The 22025-nt window shown below is 69.0% G+C and carries 19 protein-coding genes; 9 read left to right on the forward strand and 10 right to left on the reverse strand.

Going from position 1 to position 22025, the window contains the following annotated elements:
- Positions 1-171: 171 nt before the first annotated feature.
- A complete protein-coding gene (gene dinB / locus ED208_RS13475; RefSeq protein WP_123212436.1) occupies positions 172-1239 on the forward strand; it encodes a DNA polymerase IV in 1068 nt (355 codons plus the stop codon).
- A 27-nt stretch (positions 1240-1266) separates the two neighbouring features.
- Here the strand turns inward: dinB and ED208_RS13480 are convergent, their stop codons facing one another.
- From ED208_RS13480 to gltX, 3 genes are read right to left on the reverse strand one after another with little or no spacing between them, the layout of a single operon-like run.
- Positions 1267-2100, reverse strand: coding sequence for a M23 family metallopeptidase (locus tag ED208_RS13480; protein WP_123212437.1), 834 nt, complete (start codon positions 2098-2100; stop codon positions 1267-1269).
- Positions 2100-4010: a threonine--tRNA ligase gene (gene thrS, locus ED208_RS13485; protein WP_123212438.1), complete on the reverse strand. Its 1911-nt coding sequence runs from the start codon at positions 4008-4010 to the stop codon at positions 2100-2102. Before thrS ends, ED208_RS13480 begins: the two co-directional genes overlap by 1 nt.
- 39 nt (positions 4011-4049) lie before the next feature.
- Positions 4050-5477, reverse strand: a complete 1428-nt coding sequence (gene gltX, locus ED208_RS13490; RefSeq protein WP_123212439.1) for a glutamate--tRNA ligase — start codon at positions 5475-5477, stop codon at positions 4050-4052.
- Between the two features lie 130 nt (positions 5478-5607).
- Here gltX and ED208_RS13495 point away from each other — a divergent pair, with 130 nt between their 5' ends.
- Positions 5608-6453 carry a 6-carboxytetrahydropterin synthase gene (locus tag ED208_RS13495; RefSeq protein ID WP_123212440.1) on the forward strand — a complete coding sequence of 282 codons (846 nt, stop codon included), beginning with the start codon at positions 5608-5610 and terminating at the stop codon, positions 6451-6453.
- A 7-nt stretch (positions 6454-6460) separates the two neighbouring features.
- Here the strand turns inward: ED208_RS13495 and ED208_RS13500 are convergent, their stop codons facing one another.
- Positions 6461-6925, reverse strand: coding sequence for a transcriptional repressor (locus tag ED208_RS13500; protein WP_123212441.1), 465 nt, complete (start codon positions 6923-6925; stop codon positions 6461-6463).
- A gap of 99 nt (positions 6926-7024) precedes the next feature.
- Between ED208_RS13500 and hisI the strand changes: the two genes are divergently transcribed.
- Positions 7025-7498: a phosphoribosyl-AMP cyclohydrolase gene (gene hisI, locus ED208_RS13505; protein ID WP_123212442.1), complete on the forward strand. Its 474-nt coding sequence runs from the start codon at positions 7025-7027 to the stop codon at positions 7496-7498.
- A 1-nt stretch (position 7499) separates the two neighbouring features.
- On the opposite strand, the gene ED208_RS17370 is transcribed toward hisI, so the two are convergent.
- A complete protein-coding gene (locus ED208_RS17370) occupies positions 7500-7667 on the reverse strand; it encodes a hypothetical protein (protein ID WP_158608556.1) in 168 nt (55 codons plus the stop codon).
- A gap of 134 nt (positions 7668-7801) precedes the next feature.
- A complete protein-coding gene (locus ED208_RS13510; protein ID WP_123212443.1) occupies positions 7802-9388 on the reverse strand; it encodes a phytoene desaturase family protein in 1587 nt (528 codons plus the stop codon).
- A gap of 240 nt (positions 9389-9628) precedes the next feature.
- Here ED208_RS13510 and ED208_RS13515 point away from each other — a divergent pair, with 240 nt between their 5' ends.
- From ED208_RS13515 to ED208_RS13525, 3 genes are all read left to right on the forward strand, one after another.
- Positions 9629-10792 (forward strand): diguanylate cyclase, encoded by a 1164-nt coding sequence (locus ED208_RS13515; protein WP_123212444.1) that lies wholly within the window; start codon positions 9629-9631, stop codon positions 10790-10792.
- Between the two features lie 109 nt (positions 10793-10901).
- Positions 10902-11459, forward strand: a complete 558-nt coding sequence (locus ED208_RS13520) for an antibiotic biosynthesis monooxygenase (RefSeq protein ID WP_123212445.1) — start codon at positions 10902-10904, stop codon at positions 11457-11459.
- Positions 11460-11490: 31 nt separating this feature from the next.
- Complete coding sequence (locus ED208_RS13525; RefSeq protein ID WP_123212446.1) at positions 11491-11832, forward strand: YciI family protein; 342 nt, start codon at positions 11491-11493, stop codon at positions 11830-11832.
- Here ED208_RS13525 and ED208_RS13530 read toward each other — a convergent pair.
- Positions 11818-14145 (reverse strand): DNA internalization-related competence protein ComEC/Rec2, encoded by a 2328-nt coding sequence (locus ED208_RS13530; RefSeq protein ID WP_123212447.1) that lies wholly within the window; start codon positions 14143-14145, stop codon positions 11818-11820. The genes ED208_RS13525 and ED208_RS13530 overlap by 15 nt on opposite strands.
- Before the next feature lie 239 nt (positions 14146-14384).
- Between ED208_RS13530 and ED208_RS13535 the strand changes: the two genes are divergently transcribed.
- Positions 14385-15356 carry a sterol desaturase family protein gene (locus ED208_RS13535; RefSeq protein WP_123212448.1) on the forward strand — a complete coding sequence of 324 codons (972 nt, stop codon included), beginning with the start codon at positions 14385-14387 and terminating at the stop codon, positions 15354-15356.
- Positions 15353-16306: a CE1 family esterase gene (locus ED208_RS13540; RefSeq protein ID WP_158608557.1), complete on the forward strand. Its 954-nt coding sequence runs from the start codon at positions 15353-15355 to the stop codon at positions 16304-16306. The genes ED208_RS13535 and ED208_RS13540 overlap by 4 nt, the downstream gene beginning before the upstream one ends.
- 42 nt (positions 16307-16348) lie before the next feature.
- Here the strand turns inward: ED208_RS13540 and lolD are convergent, their stop codons facing one another.
- From lolD to ED208_RS13555, 3 genes are read right to left on the reverse strand one after another with little or no spacing between them, the layout of a single operon-like run.
- Positions 16349-17080 carry a lipoprotein-releasing ABC transporter ATP-binding protein LolD gene (lolD, locus tag ED208_RS13545; protein WP_123212450.1) on the reverse strand — a complete coding sequence of 244 codons (732 nt, stop codon included), beginning with the start codon at positions 17078-17080 and terminating at the stop codon, positions 16349-16351.
- A complete protein-coding gene (locus ED208_RS13550; RefSeq protein WP_123212451.1) occupies positions 17073-18320 on the reverse strand; it encodes a lipoprotein-releasing ABC transporter permease subunit in 1248 nt (415 codons plus the stop codon). Before ED208_RS13550 ends, lolD begins: the two co-directional genes overlap by 8 nt.
- 57 nt (positions 18321-18377) lie before the next feature.
- A complete protein-coding gene (locus ED208_RS13555) occupies positions 18378-20633 on the reverse strand; it encodes a DUF6351 family protein (protein ID WP_123212452.1) in 2256 nt (751 codons plus the stop codon).
- 304 nt (positions 20634-20937) lie between these two features.
- Between ED208_RS13555 and ED208_RS13560 the strand changes: the two genes are divergently transcribed.
- Positions 20938-21969 (forward strand): AraC family transcriptional regulator, encoded by a 1032-nt coding sequence (locus ED208_RS13560; RefSeq protein WP_123212453.1) that lies wholly within the window; start codon positions 20938-20940, stop codon positions 21967-21969.
- The last annotated feature ends 56 nt before the right edge of the window (positions 21970-22025 follow it).

A 22025-nucleotide genomic window follows, 5' to 3' on the forward strand; every position in this document is an offset into this window, starting at 1 on the left:
ACGCTGACGTGCCGCGACCGCCTCCGGTCGGCCGACCGTCGCCACCGCCCGACGGCCGGCCGCCTGGCCTACCATGCCCGCAGCCCGGCAAGCCCGCCGGCGCGGGCCCGGCCACGCCGCCCCCAGACCCAGCATCGGCCCTGCCCCCAGAGCAAGAAAAGCCCCAGGCAAATGTCCCCAAATCCGCCGCGCAAGATCATCCATCTGGACATGGACGCCTACTACGCCTCGGTCGAGCAGCGCGACGACCCGGCGCTGCGCGGCCGGCCGGTGGTGGTGGCCTGGCGCGGCGCGCGTTCGGTGGTCTGCGCCGCCTCCTACGAGGCGCGCCGCTACGGCGTGCGCTCGGCGATGCCGGCGGTGCGCGCCGAGCGCCTGTGCCCGGAGGCGGTGTTCGTGCCGCCGGACTTCGTGCGCTACCGCGCGGTGTCGCGGGCGGTGCGGGAAATCCTTGCCCGCCACAGCGAGCTGATCGAGCCCTTGTCGCTGGACGAGGCCTATGTGGATGTCAGCACCAACAAGCTGGGCCTGGCGACCGCCACCGAAGTCGCCCAGGCGATGCGCGCTGCGATCCGCGAGGAGTTGCAGCTCACCGCCTCCGCCGGAGTCGCTCCCAACAAATTCCTGGCCAAGATCGCCAGCGACTGGCGCAAGCCGGATGGTCTGTTCGTGATCCGCCCCGAGCAGGTCGAGCGCTTTCTCGAACCACTACCGGTCGCGCGCATTCCCGGCGTCGGCAAGGTGATGGAGCAGCGGCTGAAGGAACTGGGCATCAGCACCGTCGGCGAGCTGCGGCAATGGCCGGCGGCGGCGCTGCTGGAACGCTTCGGCCGCTACGGCCAGCGCCTGCACGAACTGGCGCGCGGCATCGACGAGCATCCGGTACAGCCGGACCGGCCGACGCAGTCGATCTCCGCCGAAGACACCTTCGCCACCGACGTCACCCTGGCCGAAACCGAGGACAGCCTCCGCCGCCTGGCGGAAAAGGTCTGGGCCGCCTCCCGCCGCGAAACCCGGGTGGCGCGCACCGTGGTCCTGAAGCTCAAGACCGCGCAGTTCCAGGTGCTGACCCGCAGCCAGACCGGCAGCACGCCACCCGCATCCTGCGAGGCGCTGACCGCCACCGCCCTGGCGCTGCGTGAGCGCATCGAAGACCACGGTCAACGCTACCGGCTGGTGGGGGTCGGGCTGAGCAACTTCCGGGAACCGGAAGAACTGCCGCAACCGGGGCTGTTCTAGCGCCGGTCGCCGCGCCTGGGATCGGCCTTAGGGCTTGCCCTGGGGCGGCACCAACTGCTGCGCATCCACCCGCGACTCGAACCAGTTGACCCGCCAGTCGAGGTGGGCGCCGGTGACGCGGCCGGTCTTGCCGATCAGGGCGATCTTCTCGCCGCGCTTCACCGGCTGGCCTTCCTTCACCAGGATCTTCGACAGGTGCAGGAAGGCGGAGGAGACGCCGTAGCCGTGGTCGAGGTAGAGGGTGCCGCCGGAGAAGAACATGTCCGGGTTGGCGAGGCTCACCACGCCATCGGCCGGCGCCACCACCGGCGCGCCGACCGGGCCGGCGACATCGACGCCGTAGTGCGGCTGCTTGGGCTCGCCGTTGAGGATGCGCTGGCTGCCGAACACGCCGGTGATCGCGCCCTTGGCCGGCCAGGCGAAGGGCGCGAATACCGAAGCGTAGTCGCTGTCGCGCGCCCTGGCCTTGCGGTTCTGCGCCGCCTCGGCGGCGATGCGTGCTTCCATCGCCGGCTCGGGATTCACCTGCTTGGGCGGCAGGCCGTTGAGGCGCTGGATCTGGTACTCGCGCTGGGCCACCGGGTAGCGCGTCAGCCATTCCGGCGCGCCGGGCAGGCGGATGCTCAGACTGGCCTCGGCGGGCTCGTCACGGTCCAGGCCGAACACGAAGCGACCCTCGGGGCTCAGCCGCAGGCGCCGGCCGTTGAAGTGCACCTCGGCGCCGGGCGTGGTCTGCCCGAACAGCAGGCTGCCCTGGCGCCACTCGCCCTTGAGGCTCAGCGGCGGCGTGGCGTCCTGCGCGCTGGCGCCGCTGGCAGCGGCCAGCAGCGCCAGGCACAGCAGGACGAGCCGCGCCCGCATCAGGCCTGCGGACCGGCGAGCTTGGCGACCGCCTCGGCCAGACTCAGGGTCTCCTGCGCCTCGCTGCCCAGGCGACGCAGGGTGACGGTCTTCTGCTCCGCCTCCTTGCGGCCAACCACGGCGATCACCGGCACCTTCTGCACGCTGTGTTCGCGGATCTTGTAGGTGATCTTCTCGTTGGAAAGATCGGCCTCGGCGCGGACGCCGGCCTCGCGTAGCGCCTCGCAGACCTCGCTGGCGTAGCCGTCGGCATCGCTGACGATGGGTGCCACCACCACCTGCACCGGCGACAGCCAGTAGGGCAGCACGCCGGCATGGTGCTCGATGAGGATGCCGATGAAGCGCTCCATGGAGCCGACGATGGCCCGGTGCAGCATCACCGGATGCTTGCGCTGCGAGTGTTCGTCCACGTACTCGGCGCCCAGGCGCTCCGGCATCATGAAGTCCACCTGCATGGTGCCCACCTGCCAGGCGCGGCCGATGGAGTCCTTGAGGTGGTACTCGATCTTCGGGCCGTAGAAGGCGCCCTCGCCGGGCAGCTCGGTCCACTCGACGCCCGCGCTGCGCAGCGCGGCGCGCAGCGCCTCCTCGGCACGATCCCAGGTGTCGTCGCTGCCGAGACGCTTCTCGGGGCGCAGGGCGATCTTGATCGCCAGATCGGTGAACCCGAAGTCCGAGTACACCCGCATGGCCTGGCGGTGGAAGGCGGTGACTTCCGACTCCACCTGCGCCTCGGTGCAGAAGATGTGGCCGTCGTCCTGGGTGAAGGCGCGCACCCGCATGATGCCGTGCAGCGCGCCCGAGGGCTCGTTGCGATGGCAGCCGCCGAACTCGGCGTAGCGGATCGGCAGCTCGCGGTAGCTGCGCAGGCCGGCGTTGAATATCTGCACATGGCCGGGGCAGTTCATGGGCTTCACCGCGTAGGTCCGCTTCTCGGACTCGGTGAAGAACATGTTTTCCTTGTAGTTGTCCCAGTGGCCGGACTTCTTCCACAGCGACACGTCCATGATCTGCGGCCCACGTACTTCCTGGTAGCCGCTCTTGCGGTAGACGCCGCGCACGTACTGCTCCACCGCCTGCCAGATCGCCCAGCCCTTGGGGTGCCAGAACACCATGCCCGGCGCTTCTTCCTGCTGATGGAACAGGTCGAGCGCGCGCGCCAGCTTGCGGTGGTCGCGCTTCTCGGCCTCCTCGACCTGCTTTTGGTAGGCCTTGAGGTCGTCCTCATTGGCGAAGCAGATGCCGTAGATGCGCTGCAACTGCGCGTTGTTGGCATCGCCGCGCCAGTAGGCGCCGGACACCTTGGTGAGCTTGAAGGCGGTGCCGAGGCCGGCGGTGGAGGGCATGTGCGGGCCCACGCACATGTCCAGCCAGTTGTCGCCCTGCTTGTAGATGCTGATCTCGGCATCGGCGGCGATGCCTTCGCGGATCCACTCGGCCTTGAACTTCTCGCCGGCGGCCTCGAAGTGGGCGATAGCCTTGTCGTGGCTCCACACCTCGCGGCTGATCGGCAGGTTGCGCTTGACGATCTCGCGCATCTTCTGCTCGATCTTCTCGAGGTCGGCATCGCTGAAGGATTCCGCCCGCGCGAAGTCGTAGTAGAAGCCCGAGTCGGTGGACGGCCCGAAGGTGATCTGGGTGCCGGGGAACAGCTCCTGCACCGCCTGCGCCAGCACATGGGCGCCGTCGTGACGGATCACTTCCAGCGCTTCCGGCTTGTCGCGGGTGACCAGTTCGAGCTTCGCGTCCTCGTGGATCGGACGGGTCAGATCCCAGAGCTGGCCGTTGATCTTGGCGACCACGCACTTCTTGGCGAGTCCGGGGGAAATGCCCTGGGCGATGGCCAGGGCGGTGATACCGGCGTCGAAGGGCTTCTTCGCGCCGTCGGGAAAGGTGATTTCGATGGACATGGGGACCAACCTCGTTGTTGCTCTTGATGAGCGCCCGGCTCAGGCGGCGGGCGCGGCTTTGGCAGCGTGTGCAGCGGCGGCGGCAAGCCGCGCCAAAGTGGCCGTACGGCCCAGCAGGAACAAGGTCTGGTCGATGGGCGGCGACACCGCCGCGCCGGACACCGCGACGCGGATCGGCTGAGCGACATCGCCCAGCTTCAGGCCCAGTTTCTCGGCCACCGCATGCACCACGCCGTGGATGTCGGCGGGCTGCCAATGGGCGAGGCCGGTGAGGCCGTCGATGAGGGCATTGAGCACCGGCGCCGCCTTCGCGGACAGGTGCTTGGCGGCGTCCTTCTCGTTGTAGCTGCCGACTTCGGCGTAGAAGAACTTCGACTTCTCCGCCATCTCCAGCAGGGTGCGGCAGCGCTCGCGCTGCTGCAGGATCACGTCTTCCAGCGCCGGGCCATTGGCCGGGTCGACGCCCTGCCGGCGCAGATGCCAGTCGAACTCCGGCGCGATCACCGCCGGCTCGGTGACCTTCAGGTACTGGTGGCTGACCCAGTAGGCCTTCTCCATGTCGAAGCGCGCGGGGGCGGCGCTGACGTGGTCGAAGTCGAACTTGGCGATCATCTCCTCGCGGGTGAACAGCTCCTGGTCGCCGTGGCTCCAGCCCAGGCGCACCAGGTAGTTGAGGATGGCATCGGGCATGAAGCCCATGGCGCGGTACTCCATCACTCCCAGCGCGCCGTGGCGCTTGCTGAGCTTGGCGCCGTCGCTGCCGAGGATCATCGACACGTGCGCGTACTTCGGCGGCGTGCCGCCGAGCGCGCGGATCATCTGGATCTGACGCGGGGTGTTGTTGACGTGGTCGTCGCCGCGGATCACATGGGTGATGCCCATGTCCATGTCGTCCACCACCACGCAGAAGTTGTAGGTGGGCACGCCGTCGGCGCGGGCGATGATGAGATCGTCCAGCTCCTCGCTGGCGAACACGATGCGGCCCTTGATGAGGTCGTCCAGCACCACCTCGCCGTCTTGCGGATTCCTGAACCGCACCACCGGCTTCACCCCGGCCGGCGGCTCCGGCAACACCTTGCCCGGCTCCGGGCGCCAGCGGCCGTCGTAGCGGGGCTTTTCCTTGCGCGCCTGCTGCTCGGCGCGCATCTGGTCCAGCTCTTCCTTGCTGGCGTAGCAGTGGTAGGCGGTGCCCGCCGCCAGCATGTCCTGGATCACCGCCGCGTAGCGGTCGAAGCGCTGGGTCTGGTAGATCTCCTCGAAGTCGCTGTTCAGGCCCAGCCAGGCCATGCCCTCGAAGATCGCATCGACCGCCGCCTGGGTGCTGCGCTCGCGGTCGGTGTCCTCGATGCGCAGCAGGAACTTGCCCCCGAAGCGCTTGGCGTAGAGGTAGGAGAACAGCGCGGTGCGGGCGCCGCCGATGTGCAGGAAGCCGGTCGGCGAAGGGGCGAAACGGGTGACGACGGACATGCGCGGAAGGACTGCGGCGAGCTAGGGGCGCGCAGTTTACCAGCGCTGGAGGCCGGCCCCGGGGCCGCAAGGCAGGCGGCGAGGCGCCGCCGGGCAGTAAAATGGCGCCCCCCACGCGGCACGCCAGCCCATGACCACCCTCTTCGTCGAACAGCTCACCGTCATCGACGCCAGCTATCTCTGCCCCCGGCGCGGACTGGTCGGCGAAAGCTGGATCGTCGATCTGGAGCTGGAGGGCGCGCTCGACGAGCAGTCGATGGTGCTGGACTTCGGCAGCGTCAAGAAGCAGCTCAAGCGCGCCATCGACGACGGCCCCGACCACACCCTGATCGTGCCCCTGCACTACCCCGGCCAGCAGACCCGTGCGCTGCCCGACGGCCGTGTGCAGACCCTGTTCATGTCGCAGGCGGGCGGCTACGAGCACTGCGCCCCGGCCTGCGCGCTGACCCTGCTGGAGGCGCCGGAGGTGAGCGCCGAGGCCCTGATCGCGCACCTCACTCCGCAACTGGCCGGCATCGTCCCCGCCAATGTCGCCAGCATCCGCCTGCGCCTGCGCCAGGAACAGATCGACGGCGCCAGCTACCACTACAGCCACGGGCTGTCGAAGCACCAGGGCGCCTGCCAGCGCATCGCCCACGGCCACCGCTCGCGGCTGGCGATCTTCATCGACGGCGTCCGCGACGCCGGCCTGGAGGCGGCCTGGGCCGAACGCTTCCGCGACATCTACCTGCTCACCGGCCGGCATCTGCAGCGCGACGACGGCGAGCGCCTAAGCCTGGCCTACCGTGCGCCGGAAGGTCTGTTCGAGCTGGAACTGCCGCGTGCGCGCAGCTATCTGCTCGGCCAGGACACCGACAGCACCGTGGAGGAAATCGCCGAGCACCTGGCCGGCCAGATCGCCGCCGCGCGCCCCGGCCAGCGGGTGGAAGTACGCGCCTACGAGGGCGTCATGAAGGGCGCGCTGGCGCGCCGCTGAGCCTGGCTCAGGCCGCGCACTGGCGGCACAGGCCCTGTACCTCGATCACCTGCTTGCGCGGCTTGAAGCCCAGGCTGCGCGCCTTGGCTTCCAGCAGATCGCCGATGGCGTGGTCGTCCACCTCCTGGGTGGCGCCGCACTGACTGCACACCAGATAGAAACTCTCGTGGGCCTCAGCGGGGTGGTCGCAGGTGAGGTAGCTGGCGTTGGTCTCCAGCCGGTGGATCAGCCCCTGTTCGAGCAGGAAGTCCAGCGCCCGGTACACCGTCGGCGGCGCCAGCTTCTTCTTCAGCCGCGTTTCCAGCCGCGCCAGGATGTCGTAGGCCGACAGCGGCGCCTTCTGCTGCAGCAGGAAATCGTAGGTGGCCCTGCGCATGGTGGTGAAGCGGGCACCGCGGTCCTGGCACAGCGCCTCGGCCTCGGCCAGGCGCTCGGCGCGGCTGTGGCAATGGGCGGTGTGGACATGGGGCATGGCGAGGGCCGACGGCGGGAGACCCGGCAATGGTATCCTTGCGCCCCTTTTTTCGCCCCCGCCGGGCTTCTCCGGGGGCAGCGCAGCAGCGAGGTCGGTATGAGCGAAGACGTGCGTTTCTTCCAGCGGGTGTCCATCGAGCAGGTCGAGGAAGGCCAGGAGCTGGCGCCGAAGTTCGACGAACACGGCCTGATCGCCTGCGTGACCACCGCCGCCCACAGCGGCGAGGTGCTGATGCTCGGCTACATGAACGCCGAGGCGCTGAAGAAGACCATCCTCACCGGCGAGGCGCACTACTTCTCGCGCAGCCGCCAGGTGCTCTGGCACAAGGGCGCCACCAGCGGCCTGGTGCAGAAGGTGGTCGAGATGCGCATCGACGACGACCAGGACGCGGTCTGGCTGCGGGTGGAAATCCCCGGCGACGCCTCCTGCCACGTCGGCTACCGCTCCTGCTTCTACCGCTCGGTGCCCACCGGCGAGGGCGAGTTGCACGCCCTGAAGTTCGAGGAAAGCGAGAAGATGTTCGACCCGAAGCAGGTGTACGGCGACGCGCCGAACCCGACCATCCTCTGACTCATTCGCGGCCGTTCTTGAGCGGCGTCGCCTCCAGGGCCGGATCGGGATCGTAATCGCTGTCCTGCCGCTGCTCGTCGCGTGGCGGGACCGCAGGGCGCTTTTTCACCATCGCCGCCTTGCGCTGCGAGCGCTTGTTGTAGGGGCTGGGCCTGAGGTGGGATCTCATCGGCGGTTCCTCCGGGGCTGTGGGGCGCCGCCCAGACTGCCCGCGCCTGCCTGAACCCCAGCCGAACCGCGCCGCTCTCCCCGCCTGCACCCATCGTTCCCTCTCCCCGGGTGGGAGAGGGAGAAAACAAGCCATCAGTCGCGCAGCATCTCCCGCGCCGCGTTGTGGCCGGGAATGCCGGTGACGCCACCGCCCGGATGCGCGCCGGAGCCACAGAGGTACAAGCCCGGGATGGGCGTGCGGTAGTTGCCCAGGCCCAGCAGCGGGCGCGCGCTGAACAGCTGGTTGAGCGTCAGCTTGCCGTGGAAGATGTCGCCGCCGACCAGCCCGAACTTGCGCTCCAGATCCAGCGGCGTGTGGATCTGCCGGGCGATCAGGCTGGCCTTGAAGTTGGGCGCGGCGCGGTTGACGGTTTCGATCACCGCATCGGCTGCCGCCTCGCGCTCGGCATCCCAGCTTCGGCCGTCCGGAAGCGCGTAGCGGAAGTGTTGGCAGAACAGGCTGGCGACGTGCTGGCCGGGCGGTGCCAGCGTCGGGTCCACCGTCGAGGGAATCAGCATCTCGACCACCGGCGCCTGCGCCCAGCCCTGCTCGCGGGCGTCGATGTAGGCGCGCTCCATATACGCCAGCGAGGGCGCCAGGATGATGCCGCTCTGGTGATGGGGAGACAGCGCCGTCCCCGGCGCGCAGCGGAAGTCCGGCAGCTCGGCGAGCGCCACGTTCATGCGCAGGGTCGCGGATTCGTTCTGGTGGTCGGCGAAGCGCTGGCTCAGCTCCGGCTCGCGCTGGCTGGCGTCCAGCAACTGGGTGAACAGCAGCTTGGGATGCAGATTGCTCGCCACCCGCGATGCGGTCAGCACCTCGCCGTTCTCCAGATCGACGCGGAGCTGCCGGCGACCCAGCGACCGCACCCGGTGCACCGCCGCCCCGGTGGACAGCTCCACCCCCAGCAGCCGCGCTTCCGCCGCCAGCGCCTGGGTGATCGCACCCATGCCACCGAGCGCGTGGCCCCAGACGCCGGATTTGCCGTTGACCTCGCCGAACACGTGGTGCAGCAGCACATAGGCGCTGCCCGGCGCGTAGGGGCTGGCGAAATTGCCGACGATGCTGTCAAAGCCGAAACAGGCCTTGAGCGGCGCCGACTCGAACCAGCGGTCGAGCAGCTCGCCGGCGCTGAGCGCGAACATGTCGAGTACGTCGCGCTGGGTGGAAAGCGGCAGATCCTTGAACACCCGAGCAGTCTTCCAGGCGCTGAACAGCTCGGCGATGCCGCCGCCGACATTCGGCGGGGTTTGCAGCAGCATCGCCCGCAGTACCTCCGCCACCCGCTCCAGCAGCGCGTAGTAGTCCGGCAACCGCTCGGCATCGCGCCGCGAATAGCGGGCGACCTCCGCCTGGGTCGCCGCCAGCCCGCCGCCCAGGCGGATGCACTCGCCGGGCATCTCGCCCAGCGGCAGGAAGTTGGAATACGGCCGCTCGACGATCTTCAGCCCGTGCGCCTCGGCGAGCCGCAGCTCGCGGATGATCTTGGGGTTGAGCAGACTCACCGTGTAGCTGGCGGTGGAATTGCGGAAGCCGGGCGCGAATTCCTCGGTCACTGCCGCGCCACCCAGCACCTCGCGCCGCTCCAGCACCCTTACTTTCCAGCCGGCCTTGGCGAGGTAGCAGGCGCAGACCAGGCCGTTGTGGCCACCGCCGAGGATGAGGGCGTCGTAGTGCATGGCGAGGAATATCCGGGGGAACCCCGGCCGATGCTACACATTCCGGGCGCAGCGCCGGCCCTGCCGGTCGCGACCCGCGCCGACGCCAACCACCGGCGGCCTGGCGCGTCTCCCAGATCACGCCCGAAAGCCGGACGGACTATGCGGTGCACCGGCCGCTGGCTAACCTGAGCGGACTACTCATCGAACCAGACCGGCGCCCTCCCCGCGCTGGGATCGGTATCGGTGCAAAAACCCTTCATGAAGAAAAATCTCCCCTCCCTGACCCGGCTGCGCATCCACAACCGCCTGATCGGCCTTTCGGTGCTGATGGGCGCGGGCATCCTGGTATTCCTGCTGTTCTTCTACCACTCCTTCTCCGGCAGCCTGCAACGCGAAAAGAACACCCAGACCCAATACCTTTCGGAAGTGGGCGTGAAGGTGCTGCAGCACTTCCAGCAACTGGCGGCCTCTGGCGAGATCAGCGACCAGGACGCGCGCCGGCTGGCGATCGGCGCGTTGCGGCAGGCCACCTACGGCGACAACGGCTACTTCTGGATCGTCGACAGCGCCGGCACCATGCTCATGCAGCCCTATACCCCGGAGCAGGTGGGCCGTGACTTCAGCGCCTGGACCGACAGCCACGGCAAGCACATCGTCCGCGAGTTCATTGCCACCGCGAAGAGCGGCGGTGGCTGGGTGTCGTACTACTGGCCCAAGCCGCATGGCCAGGAGCCGTTCGCGAAAGTTTCCTACGTACTCTATTTCCCGCCCTGGGACTGGGTACTGGGCACCGGCGTCTACCTGGACGACACCCGCGCCAATGTCCACCAGACCATGTTCCAGGCTTCCGGTATCCTGCTGGCGCTGTTCGCCGGCTTCGTCGTCGCGATGGTGCTGATCGGCCACTACTTCCTGCGGCAACTGGAAGGCATCGCCATCCGCGACGCGCTCACCAATCTGCACACCCTGCGCTTCCTGCGCGAGGTCACGCCCTCGATCTTGAGCAAGCAGCAGCGCGACAGCCACCGCCTGCTGGCGGCGATCTTCATCGACATCGACCACTTCAAGCGGGTCAACGACAACTACGGCCACGCCAGCGGCGATCAGGTGCTGGTGCGTATCGCCGAGCTGATGATGAGCATGACCCGCGCTGGCGACTTCTGCGTGCGCTTCGGCGGCGAAGAGTTCGTGTTCATCGGCTTCTTCGACGACCAGGCCGCGATCCTGCAGGTGGCCGAGCGCATCCGTACCGAGGCCGCCAAGCTGCGCTTCACGCACCGCAAGACCGAATACCAGGTGACCCTGAGCGCCGGCGTCGCCGTCTACCGACCTGGGCAGGAGTCCTTCGACGAACTGCTGCAACGCGCCGACCAGAAGATGTACGAGGCCAAGCAGGCGGGGCGCAACCGAGTGGTGATCTAGAAGCTGCGCCCGCAGCCCGGCCTGGAATACCTCTTATGGAACGCGCTAGGTTCGCCACGCCGCTGGCAATCCCGCCACGCGGCCAGCATGGCCAGGAAGGGAGCTCCGCATGGACGCCACGAACCCGGGTGCAACCGTCGTCATCAGCCACCGCGTGCGCGCGGACCGGCATGCCGAGTACGAGGCCTGGCTGAAGCAGATCGCGCCGCTCTGCCAGGCCGCGCCCGGCCATCTGGACTGGCAGATCGTGCGGCCGGTCGCCGGGCTCAGCGAGAGCTACACCGTGATCATCCGCTTCGACAGTACCGCCACGCTCCGGCAGTGGATGGACTCGCCCACGCGCGCTCGGCTGATCGAGCAGGCCTTGCCCCTGCTGGTCCAGGGCGATGATTTCTTCGTGAGTAGCGGGCTGGATTTCTGGTTCACGCCCGCCGGCGCCAAGGCCAAGCTGCCGGTGCGCTGGAAGCAGTACCTGCTCACCTGGTCGGCGATCTACCCACTGGTGATGGCCGTGCCGCTGCTGGTCACGCCGCTGCTGCGCGCGCTGGGAGCGCCGGAACAACGCTGGCTGAGCTCCCTGGCGGTGACCGCCACGGTGGTGTTCCTGATGGTCTATGTGGTGATGCCGCGCTACACGCGGCTGGTGCAGCGCTGGCTGTTCCGCTGAGCTTTTCGTCCCGCCCCGCCGGAGGAGCCGCATGCAATTCCTGCTCATCATCAGTCACGACGCGCACTTCGTTTCCAGCGAGGCCCTGGTCGCCGACATCCTGGCCTGGATCGGGCGCATGCAGGCGCGCGGCATACGCCGCCACGGCGCGCCGCTGCGGCCGCCCTCGGATGCGGTCACCCTGCGGATACGCGAGAGCCAGTTGCAGATCACGCCCGGCCCCTTCAGCGACAGCCGCGAGCAGATGTGCGCCTACGAGCTGCTCGACTGCACCAGCCAGGAGGAAGCGCTGGCGGCAGCGGCCGAGCACCCGATGGCGCGGGTGGCGACCATCGAACTGCGACCGGTATGGGCCGAGCTAGCGAGGCGCTGAGTCGAACTCGCGCAGCGGCGGCGCCCACCAGCCGCGCGCGCCGGCTTCGCGCCAGGCCTGCACCGGGCCGGCGCCGGTTTCTGGATCGACATGCAGGCGCAGCGCGCCCTCGTGGCCGCTCATGCGCAGTTCGGCGCCCTGCTCGGCATAGCGGCGCAGCACCTCCGGGCGCGGATGCCGGTAGGGATTGCGAAAGCCGGCCGGGAAGATCACCAGCCTGGGTTCGACCGCGTGCACGAAGTCCGGCGTCGACGAAGTCTTGCTGCCGTGGTGCGGCGCCAGCAGCACTTCGGCGCGCAGCCGTTCGGGCACGGCGCGGACCAGCGCCGCCTCGGTGCCGCGCTCGATGTCGGCCGGCAGCAGCGTGGCATGGCCGTTGGCGCTGACCCGCAGCACACAGCCGGCGTCGTTGTCGGACGCACTCTCGCCTGGCCTGGGGCCGTGCAGCAGCTCGAAATCGACGCCATCCCATTGCCAGTGCTCGCCAGCGCGGCAGGGTTCGACGCTCAGCGCGCCGATCTCGCGTCGCGGTTTCAGCAGACGCCGGACGGCCGGCACACCGCCGCGATGGTCGAGGTCGGAATGCGAGACGATCAGCAGATCCAGCCGGCGCAGGCCCTCGCCGAGCAGATAGGGCGCGACCACCGACTCGCCGGCATCGAAGCCCTCCTCGTAGGCCGGCCCGGCATCGAACAGCAGGCTGTGTCCGGCGGTGCGCACCACCACCGCCAGGCCCTGGCCGACATCGAGCACGGCGAGGTCGTAGCCGCTCTTCGGCGCGTTCTGCGGCGGGAACAGCAAGGGCAGCAGGCAGAGCAGACCCAGGGCTTTCAACGGCAGGCCGCGCGGGCTGGTGAGCAGCAGCGCGCCGAGCAGGGCCAAGGCCAGCGCGGCCGGTGGCGGGCTGGCGGCGATCCAACTCTCCGCATGGCTCTGCGCCAGCGCGACCAGGCTGGCGTGGACGGCATTCAGCGCCCAGGCCAGGACCGTCAGCAGCGGCAGCCCGGTCCAGGGCCAGACTGCACAGAGCAGCAGGACCAGCACCAGTAGCGGCGTCAGCAGCGCGAATACCGGCACCGCCAGCAGATTGACGAAGGGCGCGATCCAGGCGGTGCCCTGGAAGAAGAACAGGGTCATCGGCGCCAAGGCCAGCGACAGCAAGAGTTGCAGGCGCAGCGCCTGCTTCCAGACCGGCTCGCCCGGCGGCCGGCCCAGGCTCAGCCAGAAGATCGCCGCCACCGCGCCGAACGACAGCCAGAGGCCGGGGCTGAGCACCGCGAAAGGGTCGTGCAGCAGCACCAGGCCCCAGGCGATCAGCAGCACCCGCCAGGACGCCGCCAGACGGTCTAGAAACAGCGCCGCGAGCAGCACCCAGAGCATCAGCAATGCGCGCAGCACCGGCGGCTCGAAGCCGGCCAGCAGCGCATAGCCGGCGGCGACCAGGGCGGCGCCCAGGCTGGCGGCCTTCTGCGCCGGCAGACGCAGGCAGAGCGCCGGGACCAGGCTCCAGCTCCAGCGCAGCAGCCACCAGGCGAAGCCGGCGACGATGGCGAGGTTGAAGCCGGAGATCGCCACCAGATGCGAGGTGCCGGTGAGCCGGAAGGCGTCCCAGTCGGCCGCCCGCAACTCGCCGTCGTAGCCCAGTACCAGGGCGGCGGTCAGCGCGCGGGCGGGTGACTCCGGCAGCCAGGCTTGCAGGCGGTCCAGCAAGGCCTGCCGCGCGCGCAGCACCCAGTAGCCGCCGGCCACCTCGCAGCGCTCGGCGCTGCGCACGGTGGCGGTGGCGGCAATGCCCTGGCGGAACAGCCAGCCCTCGTAGTCGAAGCCGTGGGGATTGGCGCTGCCAAGCGGGGTCTTGAGGCGCAGGCTGAAGCGCCAGCACTCGCCACCGCGCAGCCATTGGTCGGTGCGATACCAACTGACGCGGATGCGCGCCGGCAGCGCCGGATCCTCGGGCGCGAAGCTGAAGCGCCAGACCCGTTCGCCGGCGTCCTTGGCACGCAGCCGTTGCGGCGCCTCGCGGCTCAGTTCCGGCAGCGAGGCGACTCGGCCACTGACCACCAGCTCCTCGCCGTGACGCGCCAGCGGCCAGCGCTGCGCCAGCAGGGCGTCGCCGCGCCAGAGCGCGTAGCCCAGCCCGAGCGCGAACGGCAGCGCCAAGCCGCGCAGCGCCGGCCAGCGCGGCCAGACCAAGGCTTCCAGCAGCGCAGCCGCCGCCAGCAAGGCCAGCGCCCAGAGCGCGGACGGCCAGTGCGGCAGGGCCACCAGCAGCAGCACGCCAGCGCTGTAGGCGAGGATGGCGCGCGGCAGCATCGGGCTTCAGTGCCGACGGCGGTGCGGCGGCATACACCGGCACCTGGCGCACGCGAACAGTGGCTCCCGCTCCTTCCCCATGGCGGCTCCCTTTGCAAATCCCTGCGGCTATCTTGAGCCGAGGCCGCGCCGGCCGGCAGCGCCGCCCATCGGCCGGCTCCGGGGGCTGGAATATCATCGGCGCCGACCGGCCGCCTGCATTCCAGGCACACAGACCGGCAGCCTGACGAGGAGCGGTGATGGCGACGCTGGAGTGGTTGTCGAAATACCTGCTGGTACTGGCCATCCCCTACTTTCTGGGTCTGGTCGCCTGGGAGTGGTGGGCAACGCGCCAGCGGCCGCAGTACGCAGAGTTGCGCGGCTACGCGCTGAAGGACAGCGCAGTGAGCTTGAGCCTGGGCAGCATCAAGCTGGCGATGATGGCGCTCACCGCGCTCTACACCGTGCCGGTCTTCGCCTGGGTCTACCAGCACCGACTGTTCACGCTGTCGCCGCTGGAAGTCTGGACCTGGCCGCTGCTCTTCATCGCCGAGGACTTCTGCTACTACTGGTATCACCGCAGCGCGCACCGGGTGCGGCTGTACTGGGCCGAGCACGTCAACCATCACTCCAGCGAGTACTACAACTTCGGCACCGCGCTGCGGCAGTCGACGCTGGGCCCGGCCTACATCTTCGTGTTCTGGCTGCCGCTGGCCTGGCTGGGCTTTCATCCGCTGGCGATCGCGGTGCAGGCCGGCATCAGCCTCGTCTACCAGTTCTGGATCCACACCGAGACCATCCGGCGGCTGCCGCGCTGGTTCGAGTGGCTGTTCAACACGCCCTCGCACCACCGCGTGCACCACGGCAGCAACGGCCTCTACATCGACCGCAACTACGGCGGCATCCTGATCGTCTGGGACCGTCTGTTCGGCAGCTTCCAGCCGGAGCTGCCGGAACTGCCGGTGCGCTACGGCCTGGTCCACAACCTCCACAGCTATCGGCTGGGCACGGTGATCTTCCACGAGCTGCGCCATCTGCTGCGCGAGGCCTGGCGCGCACGCGGCCTGCGCAACAAGCTGCTGTGGATCTTCGGCCCGCCGGAATGGACGCCCGAGGGTCCGAACTGGCCGGCGGATCACCCCAAAGCGCTGGCGCTGTCAACCGGAAACGCGGTGACTGGCTTGGCTCTTGCGGGCAGCAAGCCCGGCGAACCTCCACCGAACACCCCATGACTCCCTTCCGCATCCGCTGCGCCGGCGCACTCGCGCTGCTGGCCACGACGCTGCTGGCGCTGACTCCCGCCCAGGCCGGGCCGCTCTCCGGCCTGCTCCAACGCGACGACCAGACCCTGCGTCTGAACATCGACGGCCACAACCGCAAGTACATCCTGCACACGCCCGCCGACTACAGCGGCGGCGCGCTGCCGCTGCTGGTGGTGCTGCACGGCGGCTACGGCAGCGCCGCCAACGCCCAGCGCAGCCTGGGCTTCGACGACTACGCCGACGCCCGCAACTTCGCCGTCGCCTACGGCGAGGGCTATCGCAGCAGTTGGGCCGACGGTCGCGGCACCGGCCCGGCGGCCGAGGCCGGCGTGGACGACCGCCGCTATCTGCAAGCCATCGTCGCCGACGCCGCCAGCCGGCTGCCCATAGACCCCGCCCGCGTCTACCTGGCCGGGGTCTCCAACGGCGGCATGATGAGTCTGCGCATGGCCTGCGAAACCAGCACGCCGTTCCGCGCCTACGCGACGGTGATCGCCAATGTGCCGGAGCCCTTGGCCGCTCTTTGCGCGCCACAGGCCGGCGGCGCGCTGCTGACCATCAACGGCGTCGAAGACCCGCTGATGCCCATCGACGGCGGTGACTGCTGCGGTGGCGGCCTGCTCGGCCAGGGCGGCCGCGTGGTCAGCGCCGATGCCAGCGCCGAACTCTTCCGCAGCGCCTATGGCTGCGGCGCCAGTCCAGCCGTGGAGCTACTGCCGCCGACGGTAGACGACGGCACCTGGGTGGAGCATCGCCAGTGGAACGCCTGCGCCAGCGGCGCGCGCTTGCAGGCCTACCGCGTGCACGGCATGGGCCACGCCTGGCCGCCGCGCCGGCCGATCCTGCCGACCAATGGCGACAGTAGCGGGAATCTCGACGCCACTCGGGTGATCGTCGAGTTTCTGTTCGGCCTGCCGTAGAGCGCTTTTTTGATTGGCAACATCCGTAGAAACGGCGTATGCCTATTCGATCTCGCTGAGCCGGCCGCTCACCAGGGTGTAGCGGCGCTCCATGCGCGCCGCCAGCTTGAGGTCGTGGGTGACCACCACCAGGCTGGTGCCCAGCTCGCGGTTGAGCTCCAGCATCAGCTCGAACACCGTCTCGGCGGTCTTCACGTCGAGATTGCCGGTGGGCTCGTCGGCCAGCACCGCCGCCGGCCGGGTCACCAGGGCGCGCGCCACGGCGGCGCGCTGGCGCTCGCCGCCGGAGAGTTCGCCCGGCTTGTGTTCCAGGCGCTCGCCCAGACCGACACGCCGCAACAGCTCGCCGGCCTGCGCATAGGCCAGCTTGTGCGGCGTGCGGCGGATCAGCAGCGGCAGCGCGACGTTTTCCAGCGCGCTGAATTCCGGCAGCAGGTGGTGAAACTGGTAGACGAAGCCCAGCGCCCGATTGCGCAGCGCGCCGCGCTCGCCATCGGAGAGCGCGCTGATCTTCTCGCCCGCCACCCAGACCTCGCCGGCGCTGGGCGCGTCGAGACCGCCGAGCAGGTGCAGTAGGGTGGACTTGCCGGAGCCGGAAGCGCCGACGATGGCGATGCGCTCGCCGCGCGCGACCGAGAGATCGACGCCGTTGAGCACCGTCAGATTGAGGCGGCCGTCGTCGAAGGTTTTCGACAGGGCGGTGGCGCGCAGGATGATGTTGCCGCCACCCTGCCCGCCCTCGCCCTGGGAGCTTGTGGTTTGGGGGTTATTCATAACGGAGCGCCTCCGCCGGTTGGGTGCGGGACGCGCGCCAGGCGGGATACAAGGTGGAGAGCAGACCCAGCGCCAGCGACAGGCCGGCAATGCGGCTGACATCGCTCCACTTCAGCTCCGAGGGCAGGTCGGAGATGTAGTAGACATCGGGCGACAGGAACTGCTGGCCCATCAGCGCTTCGAGGATGGGCACCAGCCGCTCGACATTGAGCGCCAGGGCGATGCCGCCGGCCACCCCCAGCAGGGTGCCGACGATGCCGATGATCGAGCCCTGCACCATGAAGATCGCCATGATGCTGCGCGGCTGCGCGCCCAGGGTGCGGAGAATGGCGATGTCGGCCTGCTTGTCCTGCACCACCATCACCAGGGTGCTGACGATGTTGAAGGCGGCGACGCCGACGATCAGCGAGAGGATGATGAACATCACCATCTTCTCGGTCTTCACCGCGCGGAAGAAGTTGGCGTGCTGGCGGGTCCAGTCGCTGACGTAGTAGATGCCCGGCAACTGGCTGGCCAGCTCGCGCGCCACCTGCGGCGCCTGGAACAGGTCGTGCAGCTTCAGCCGCACGCCGGTCACCGTGTCGCCCATGCGGTACAGCGCCTGCGCGTCGGCGAGGTGGATCAGCACCAGGCCGCGGTCGAATTCGTACATGCCGATCTGGAACACGCCGGCCACCGTGAAGCGGCGGAAGCGCGGCAGCACACCGGCCGGGGTGACACTGGCCTGCGGGATCATCAGATCGACCTTGTCGCCCACCTCCACGCCCAGGCTGGTGGCCAGCTCGCGGCCGAGGATGATGCGGAACTCGCCGGCCTTGAGATCGCTCAACTCGCCGACCTTCATGTGCTGGGCGATCTCGGAGACCTTGGCCTCTTCCTCCGGCAGGATGCCGCGCAGCAGGGTGCCGGAAAGGTCGCTGCCCTGCTTCACCATGCCCTCGCCCTCGATGTAGGGCGCGATGCCCTCGATGGCGGGATTCTGCGCCGCCAGCCGGCCGACGCCCGGCCAGTCTTCCAGCCCGCCGCGCAGCGCCGAGATGGTGGCGTGGCTGGCCATGCCGAGGATGCGCGTGCGCAACTCGCGCTCGAAGCCGTTCATCACCGACAGCACGGTGATCAGCGCCATCACGCCGATGGCGATGCCCAGCATCGAGGCCAGGGAGATGAACGAGATGAAGTGGTTGCGCCGCTTGGCCCGCGTGTAGCGCAGGCCGGCGTACAGCTCGTAGGGATTACGCATAGGCGCGAATTAGAGCACGGAAGGCGGCCGCCGCCACCTTCCGGCGCGCGCCGCCGCTCAGTACACGAAGGCCGGGCTGTACCAGCCGCCCCGCGAATCGGCCGGCGCTGGCGGCAGCGGGCTGCCGCCGGTGATCACCCGGCCCTGATCGTCGTGGTAGCGCAACCAGGTCTGGGTCGGCTGCATGCCCGGCACCGGTTGGCTGTAGTCGCAGACGCCGCTGGCGAAGGTCGCCTCCAGTTGCTGCCATTGCGCCTCGGTGAACGGGATCAGGCCGTAGTTGTCGTCGCGGCTGAACGGCTTGAGTACGCATTGCAGGCTGTCGCCGGTGATGCCGTCGCCGGCCATGGTGCGCGGCGTGCCGTAGGCGTACAGCGGCTGCAACACATCAACGCAGACGGCGTCCAGCAGCTTCTGGCCCAGACCGTCGCTGCATTGATCGTGGATGGCCGCCGGCTTGTTGCGGACGATCTTCTCGGCGATCGGCGCCTCGCTGCGGTCCTGCTCGATGGCGGCCAGCCAATTGTCCATCGCTTCAAGCCCCTGGTAGACGTACTGCAAATCGCCGATCAGCGGCACCGGCCCGGCCCACATCACATGGTTGTCGTGGTTGCCGTGCTCGCGGTCCAGGCGCCAGCGCGTCCACCAAGCGTGCACGGAGTCGTGGGCGATGCCGGGATCCGGCCCGACGAAATTGATGATCGGCACCGTGTTGAGGTTGTTGGCGACGTTGATCAGGCCGCTGCGGTAGATATTGGCGACCGCGCGGGCATCCGGCACGGTGCGCTCCGCCTGGGGTTTGATGTCGATGTCCAGGCCGCCGATCTTGGCGTTGAGATCGACGAACTGCGCCGGGGTGATACGCCCCTGCTGCAGCGCCTTGAGTCCGTACTGCACGCCGGCATTGCCCAGCGGCAGCGCCGCGTAGCCGCGGCCGGCGGCCTTCTCCATCGGCGTCCAGACTTCCGGTTCGCGCGCGCCGAAGATGTGCAGCATGGCGTCGATCACGCCGCAGCGCACGCCGCCCGGGTTGGTCTCGGGGTGGTAGCTGCCCTCGCCGTAGCAGTCGCCGGTGGGCTCGGTGGCGCCCTTGAACAGGCCCTCGTCGGCGACCACCGCGTTGAGGTGGGTGAGATGGCCCTCGACATCGCCGTACTGGGTCGGCAGCCAGAGCACACCCGCCGCCCACTTGGCCGGGCTTTCGAAGTACAGGCGCAGCAGGTGGTAGTCGGCGAACTGCAGGCCGGCGCTGAAGGTGTCCGGGTAGGAACACATGGTCAGCAGACCCTGGTAGATGCCCGGATAGGCATTGGCCACCGTCGCCTGGGTGATCGAGCCGCCGGAGCAACCGGTGCCGATGGTGTAGCGCAGCTCGCCGTACTGCTCGACCAGCCGCTCCTTGGCCATCATCAGCGACTCCGCCTGCAGCACCACGTCGCAGTTGTGGCCACCGTTGTCGAGCGCAGTGGACAGCACCGCGTAACCACGTCCCAGGGCGGTCACATAGCTCTGTTCCAGCAGCGGGTTCTCGGGAATGGTGCCGGAGTAGTCCTCCAGCGGCGCGGTGCCCGGCGAGAACGAAGCGCCGCAACTGCCGCCGTGGGTGATCACCAGCTTGCGGTTCCACTGATCCTGGGGCGCCCAGGGCTTCCAGTCCTGCTCGGGGCGGAACAGGGTGAGGATGCGGTACTCGTCGCGGTCCTGGTAGCCACGTTCCAGGCGGACGATGAAGGGCAGGCTCACGCCCCCGTTGGTGGTGGTGCTGGCGACATCGTCCGGCGGATTCGCAGGGTCATAAGGGTGCAAGCCGTTCTTTGACGGCTTGCTGGACTTGTAGAGGTAGCTGTACTCGGCCGGCTGGTTGCAGTCGGCATCGACCGCAGTTTCCTGGCAGTGATGACGGGGAATCTGCGGGCCGGAGAAGACCGGGCCGCTGTTGGGGTGGTTGACCAGGGTGCTGCGCGCTGTCGCGCTGCCCGGGGCATTGGCGCTGAGCGTGTTCTCGCCCAGCCGCAGTCCGGTGAGCAGGGCCAGGTAGCGGCCCTGGGCGTCGCGCACGAAGCGCTCGCTCACCTCGCGGCCGTTCAGTTGCACCAGTCCTCGCGCCGGCTCCACGCCCTCGGGCCAGACCACCTCGACCAGCGCGTCATCGCCGCTGAGCAGATCGGCGCGGTTGGAGAGCACCTTGATGGTCGGCGAGGGACCGCCGCCGGCCCCGGCGTCAGCGGGCAATTCGCTGCGCGAGCCGCAGCCGCTGGCGATCAGCGCCGCCAGCAGCAGCGCCGTCAGCCGGCCTTTGTGGTTGTGATGCATGCACGCTCCCCAAAAACACGACGACCGCCCGACGGGCAGTCCTGAGCTGGTGGGAGCCGGCGCTGGCGGCGTCCGTGACTGGACGTCGCTGCGGATCGTCCAGGCCGGAACGGGTTCCAGACCACGGTCTGGCCTCCAGGGCCACGACCGGCGCGCTCCGTGCTGGGTCTCCTCCAGCGGTTCTGTCACTGGGCATCAAGGCCCTCCGCCCACTCGCAAGCGGCTTTGTGATCGCGGCGGAGGCTAGGGCGCCGGGCTCGGCATCGTCTTGACAAAAGCCGACAGCCATTACGAAATCGCGACAATGACAACAAGAACCGGGGGGAGCTTCCAGAGCGCAGTGGTCAGCGCGGCCTACGCCTCGGCGCTGCTCGACTACTTGCGCCTGCAAGGCCTGGAGCCGGACTCGCTGTATGCCCCCCATCCCCTGCCCTCGCTCGACGAGCTGACCGCGCGCGGGCAACTGAGCCTGGGCGAGTGGATGCGCATGTTCGAGATCGCCGCCGAGGCCCTGGACGATCCCGATCTGGCGCTCAAGGCCGGCGCGCAGATCAACATCCGCCACATGGGCGTGCTCGGCCAGGTGCTGATGAATTGCAGCCACGTCGCCGACGCCGCAGCGCAGCTGTCGCGCTACATCCGGCTGCTCGGCGAGTTCGGGCAGCCGCAGGTGGAGATTCACGGCGACCAGGCGCACCTGATCTGGACCTGGCCCTACGACTGCACGCCGCCAATGGCGCTGGTGCAGTTCATGCAGGCGGCGCGCGCGACGCTGACCCGTTGGTTGACCAGCCGGCCGGACATCCAGGGCGATGCCCATTTTTTCTTCCCGGCACCGGCCGACACCCGGGTCTACGAAAAGCTGTTCGGCGGCGCCCTGCACTTCAATGCACCGGTGAACAAGATCGTGGTCGCGGCGCGCTACCTGCAGGCGCCCATCGTGCTCGCCGACGAGAGCTGGCGGCGACGTGCCGAGCGCGAGGCGCGGGTGGTGCTGCAAAGGCTGGAGGGCGAAACCGAGTTGCCGCAGCAGCTGCGCAAGCTGCTGATGGCCCAGCTGGAGCTGGGCCGAGCCAGTCTCGACGAGGCGGCGCGCGAGCTCGGCCTGCATCCACGCGCGCTGCAACGCCGGCTCGACGCCGAGGGCACCAACTTCCGCAGTCTGCTCGACGAGGTGCGGCTGATCCGCGCCCGGCAGTACCTGCAAGACCCCAGGTTGCGGCTGGCCGAGGTGGCGTTCCTGCTCGGCTATTCCGAGCAGAGCGCCTTCCAATATGCCTTCAAGCAGTGGACCGGCAAGACACCCGGGGAGTACCGCAGCAGTCTGTTGTCCTGAGCAGCCGCCTGGTCCCGGCGCGCTGCTGGCTTGCGGAAGCCGCGCTCCGCCCTTGA

Origin of the sequence: Stagnimonas aquatica, assembly GCF_003730135.1 — a bacterium.
Lineage (GTDB): Bacteria > Pseudomonadota > Gammaproteobacteria > Nevskiales > Nevskiaceae > Stagnimonas > Stagnimonas aquatica.